3 protein-coding genes and 1 pseudogene are annotated in these 5,061 nt (G+C 60.3%); all 4 read right to left on the reverse strand.

Annotated features, from left to right (window positions below; translation table 11 throughout):
• Positions 1-250: 250 nt before the first annotated feature.
• Positions 251-1,261 (reverse strand): septal ring lytic transglycosylase RlpA family protein, encoded by a 1,011-nt coding sequence (locus AC1DH9_RS26655; RefSeq protein WP_427542399.1) that lies wholly within the window; start codon positions 1,259-1,261, stop codon positions 251-253.
• Positions 1,261-2,271 (reverse strand): lytic murein transglycosylase B, encoded by a 1,011-nt coding sequence (mltB, locus tag AC1DH9_RS26660; protein WP_427528619.1) that lies wholly within the window; start codon positions 2,269-2,271, stop codon positions 1,261-1,263. Before mltB ends, AC1DH9_RS26655 begins: the two co-directional genes overlap by 1 nt.
• Positions 2,272-2,288: 17 nt before the next feature.
• Positions 2,289-3,271 (reverse strand): annotated as a pseudogene (locus AC1DH9_RS26665) (FtsW/RodA/SpoVE family cell cycle protein).
• A 31-nt stretch (positions 3,272-3,302) separates the two neighbouring features.
• On the reverse strand, positions 3,303-5,061 hold a 1,759-nt coding region (gene mrdA, locus AC1DH9_RS26670; RefSeq protein WP_477809108.1), incomplete at its 5' end, for a penicillin-binding protein 2.

Here is a 5,061-nt window from a genome sequence, read left to right on the forward strand (position 1 = left end):
GAGGAGCAGCGGGACTAGCAGGCACAGGCGTTTGGCAAAGGTGGTGATGTTCATCCGTCTCTCGAAATCGCTAATGGAAACTGCCCTATGGGCAAAACTAATCAGACAACCCAGGTTCAGTATCGGAACCTGACAATTGTCGCGTGTTCAGTTGTTCACTCTCTAACCCTTGCCGGGCTTTTATTGTTCAACGAGCCAACAACTCAGGTTCACCCCCCAAACCGCAAGCGAACCTTGAATCAGGAATTGCTTATTCAGCCGTCACCAGGCTCGGCGAACCGAGATTGGCCAGGCGCACGCTGTTTTGCACTTGCGTGATTTCACCCTGCGAGCCGATTGGCCCCAGGCGAACCCGATGCAGTGTCTGTTGGTTGCGCACGATCGAGCTGATGAACACCGGAGCGCTCACCATCCCGCTCAGCTTCGATCTCAGGAGTTCTGCAGCGTCCGGGTTGGCGAACGCGCCCACCTGYAGATACTGGCCAGAGGCTGGTACAGAAGCGTTTTTTTTTGCATCGATCTGCACCGGCACAACGGCCGCGGCATGTTGCTGCGGCGGTGGCGTCCATTGCTCGACGGTGCCAGCCGACGCGGTAATCACTGGTGCGCTATTTTGCGCGACTTGCGGCTCATTGAGCATCAACGGCGCGGGTCGGCCTTTTGCCGCCCACCACTCTTGCGGGTCGATGCCTTCAACCTTGACCCGCGCAGTGCCAATCTCGGCATACCCGAGTTTCTTCGCCGCAGCGTAGGACAAGTCGATGATGCGATCCGAATAGAACGGCCCACGGTCGTTGACCCGCAGGATCACGCTCTTGTTGTTGTCCAGGTTGGTCACCCGAACGTAGCTGGGCAACGGCAGGGTCTTGTGCGCGGCGCTCATGCCGTACAGGTCATACACTTCGCCGTTGGCAGTGTTCTGCCCGTGAAACTTGGTGCCGTACCAGGACGCCGTGCCCGAAGCGACATAACGCTTGGATTCGGCCAGCGGAAAGTAGGTCTTGCCCAATACGGTATACGGGTTGGCCTTGTACGGGCCGGTGTGCAGGGTCGGCGTGGCATCGGGAATGCGCGAAATGTCCACATCCCACCACGGCGCACCGTCTTTGTGGGCACGGTTGATATCCAGGCCTGGTGTCGCGCGTACCGCGGTCGAGTATTTCTGTTGCGGCGCACGACTGGTCGAACAACTGACCACGAGCAACGACAACGCGGCGAAAGTCACCAGCTTCAGGGGTTTGCGGATTGGCGATGCCAGCATTACTTGACGCCCCGTGCTTGGACCAGCATTTCAGACAACTGATGTACAGCCATGGCGTACATCACGCTGCGGTTATAACGCGTAATCGCGTAAAAATTCTTCAGGCCCATCCAGTATTCAGGGCCATTGTCACCTTCCAGCCTGAAAGCCGTGACCGGCATATCATCGCGCAGCGCATCATGACTCGACCAGCCCAACGCCCGCAACTCCCCGACGGTTTTCGTCGGTTCGATGCCGGTGGTCAAGCCGTCGTCGACCTGATCGCCACGCACATCGGCCCGGCTGACCACCGGTTCGCCCGCTTCCCAGCCGTGACGCTTGAAATAGCTGGCTACGCTGCCGATGGCGTCGTCCGGGTCGGTCCAGATATTAATGTGACCATCACCGTCGAAGTCCACCGCATAAGCGCGAAAGCTGCTCGGCATGAACTGCGGCAAGCCCATGGCGCCAGCATACGAACCTTTAAGCGTCAGCGGGTCGACCTGCTCTTCTCGCGCTAGCAGGAGGAACTCGCGCAATTCCTTGCGAAAGAATTCTGCACGTGGAGGGTAGTCGAAACTGAGGGTCGACAACGCGTCGATCACCCGATAATTACCGGTATTTCGGCCGAAAAAGGTTTCAACACCTATGATCGAAACAATAACTTGCGCCGGCACGCCGTATTCCTGCTCCGCGCGAGCCAGCGCCGCTTCGTGCTGACGCCAGAAATCCACGCCCCGGGCGATCCGCGCGTCGGTCAGGAACATCGGGCGATATTCCTTCCATTGCTTGACCCGCTCGGCCGGCCGGGAGATTGCGTCGAGAATCGATTGCTTGCGCTCGGCCTCGCGGAACACGCCCATCAGCTGTTCACCGGCAAAACCATAGTCGCGGGTCATTTCACCGACGAATTCGGCCACTTGGGGCGAGCCTTCATAATCGCCGGCCAGCGCTTCCTGCGCTGCACCAAGGATGCTTACCAGGCCGACCCACGGAGCGTATCGAGTCGCCCAGCCACGCATTACTTGCATTGAAATCTTCACCTTATTCAAACCTGTGCGATCCACTTACGATGGGTATGGACCGACATCAAAACCCCAAACGCTGACAGCAGCGTCACCAGCGAAGTTCCGCCGTAGCTAATGAACGGCAAAGGCACCCCCACCACCGGCAACAGGCCACTGACCATACCGATGTTGACGAAAACGTAAACAAAAAACGTCATGGTCAGGCTGCCGGCCAGCAATTTGCCGAACAATGTCTGCGCCTGGGCGGTAATCACCAGCCCACGGCCAATCAACAGCAGGTAAATCAGCAGCAAGGCGCAAATGCCCACCAGACCGAACTCTTCGCCCATCACTGCGATGATGAAGTCGGTGTGGCTTTCTGGCAGAAAGTCCAGGTGCGACTGGGTGCCCAGCAGCCAGCCTTTGCCAAACACGCCGCCGGAGCCGATGGCGGCCTTGGACTGAATGATGTTCCAGCCAGTGCCGAGCGGATCGCTCCACCCATAAACAGCACGAAAGCCCCGCCCGCGAGGATCAGCAGCGACGTGCCAAGGTCCGGCTGACGCACGATCAGTATGAATGGCAAGCCGATCAGGAACAGGCTGACCCCGACATGCTTGAGCTGCGGTGGCAACGTGCGCTTGGACAGGTACCAGGCAATGGTTGCCGGCATCAGGATCTTCATGAATTCCGAGGGCTGGAAGCGGATCACCCCGGGAATGTTGATCCAGCGCGTCGCGCCCATGGCGTTGTGGCCCATCACGTCCACCACCACCAGCAAGATCACCCCGAGCACATAGCCCAGCGGCACCCAAYGCGCCATGAAACGCGGTTCGAACTGGGCGATGACGATCATCGACACCAGGCCGATCCCGAACGATGTCGCTTGTTTGGCCAGCAAGTCCCAGCTCTTGCCACTCGCCGAATACAGCACGAACAGGCTGCCGGCCGCGAGGATCAGCAGCAGGATCAGCAAGGGGCCATCGATGTGCAGGCGTTGCAACAGCGTCGCGCGGCGACGCATCACATCCTCACTGGAGAGGATGCGATCAAAATTACTCTTCACGGGCCGTAGCCTCCGCGCTGATAGGGCTGTCGTACTCGGGTTTGAGTCGGCCATCCGGGCCCAGGAGCCAGGCGTCCATGACTTGCCGCACCACTGGCGCCGCGACACCGGAACCGGACTCACCGTTCTCGACCATCACCGCCACGGTGATTTTCGGGTTGTCGGCCGGCGCAAAGCCGACGAACAGGGCGTGGTCGCGGTGGCGTTCCTGAACCTTGGAGCGGTCGTACTTCTCGCCCTGCTTGATCGCGACCACCTGGGCGGTACCCGACTTGCCGGCAATCCGGTATTGCGAGCCGATCGCCGCTTTACGCGCGGTGCCGCGGGCACCGTGCATCACTTGCTGCATGCCATGGTTGACCTTGGTCCAGTCCGACGAGTCACGCAGAACGATGTCCGGCATCGGGTTCGGGTCCTGCGGCTTCTGGCCTTCGATGGTTTTCGCCAGGTGCGGACGGTTCCACTTGCCCTTGTTGGCGACCAGCGCCGTGGCCTGGGCCAACTGCAACGGGGTGGACTGCATGTAGCCCTGGCCGATCCCCAGAATCAGCGTTTCACCCGGGAACCACGCCTGGCGTCGGGTCGCGCGCTTCCATTCGCGGGACGGCATCAGCCCCGGCGACTCTTCGAACATGTCCAGCGAGACCTTCTGGCCGATACCGAACTTGCCCAGATAGGCCGCCAACCGATCGATCCCCAGCTTGTGCGCCAGGTCGTAGAAGTAGGTGTCGTTGGAGCGCATGATCGCCGTGTCCAGATCCACATAGCCGTCGCCGGTGCGGTTCCAGTTACGGTATTTGTGATCGTAATTGGGCAGCATGTAGTAACCCGGGTCGAATACCCGGGTCGAGGCCGTCACGACGCCAGAGTCCAGCCCGGCAATCGCCACGGCCGGCTTGATGGTCGAACCCGGCGGGTACAGGCCGCGCAGCACGCGGTTGAACAGTGGCCGGTCGACCGAGTCACGCAACTCGGCGTAGGCCTTGAAGCTGATGCCGGTCACGAACAGGTTCGGGTCAAAACTCGGCTGGCTGACCATTGCCAGCACTTCGCCGGTGTTCGGGTCCAGCGCCACCACGGCACCACGGCGCCCACCCAATGCGGCTTCCGCGGCTTCCTGCAACTTGATGTCCAGGCTCAGGACGATGTCCTTGCCGGGGATCGGATCGGTACGCTTGAGCACCCGCAGTACGCGGCCACGGGCGTTGGTCTCGACCTCTTCGTAACCGACCTGACCGTGCAATTCCGGCTCGTAGAAGCGCTCGATGCCGGTTTTGCCAATTTGATGGGTGCCGCTGTAAGCCACCGGATCCAGAGACTTGAGTTCTTTCTCGTTGATCCGCCCCATATACCCGACCGAGTGCGCAAAATGCGGACCCTGCGGATAGTGACGTACCAACTGCGCAACCACTTCGACGCCCGGCAGGCGGAACTGATTCACCGCGATCCGGGCGATCTGCTCTTCTGTCAGCTCGAACAGGATCGGCACCGGCTCGAACGGTCGGCGCCCCTGCTTCATGCGCTTTTCGAAGACCGCCCGATCTTCAGGCGTCAGTTGCAGCACCTCAACGATGACATCGAGCACTTGCTTCCAGTCACCCGAACGTTCGCGGGTCATGCTCAGGCTGAAGCTGGGCCGGTTATCGGCCACCACCACGCCATTACGGTCATAGATCAACCCGCGAGTCGGCGGAATCGGCTGAACGTGGACGCGGTTGTTTTCCGACAGCGTCGAGTGGTACTCGTAC

The organism is Pseudomonas sp. 05T35, from assembly GCF_056396605.1.

Coding starts and splice junctions, on each gene's coding strand:
- mltB (WP_427528619.1), bottom strand. CDS start 2,271: ATGCAAGTAATGCGTGGCTGGGCGACTCGATACGCTCCGTGGGTCGGC.